Annotated in this window: 1 protein-coding gene; it reads right to left on the bottom strand. The window is 46.1% G+C overall.

The features are described from left to right. On the bottom strand, positions 1-371 hold a 371-nt coding region (locus tag E4T92_RS11110), incomplete at both ends, for a hypothetical protein (RefSeq protein ID WP_209307354.1).

The raw sequence follows: 371 nt of genomic DNA, 5'->3' as shown, positions 1-371 counted from the left end.
GTGATCACACCATCAGATTTCGCATCTTCAAGCGCTTTTTCTGCTGCTTTTTCTGCGTCTTCTGCGGCTTTCACCACATCTTCCAATGCTTTTTCTTGATCATCCGGGATACCATTGCCGTTAGCATCAGTAACATCAGGGACTTCCACGGTATTGACATCATCTAAACGATCTTGTAATGCGTCTTTACCTGTGCTGTCCGGCAAGTTGTCGATAGCTTTTTGTGCGTCGTCTTTCGCTTTTTCAACCGCAGCATTTGCATCTTCAACCGCTTTCTTCTCTTCAGGTGTGATCACACCATCAGCTTTCGCATCTTCAAGCGCTTTTTCTGCTGCTTTTTCTGCGTCTTCTGCGGCTTTCACCACATCTTC

Source organism: Pasteurella sp. WM03, from assembly GCF_004570945.1.
Taxonomy (GTDB): domain Bacteria; phylum Pseudomonadota; class Gammaproteobacteria; order Enterobacterales; family Pasteurellaceae; genus Rodentibacter.
This window is presented reverse-complemented; position numbering and strand designations above follow the sequence as displayed.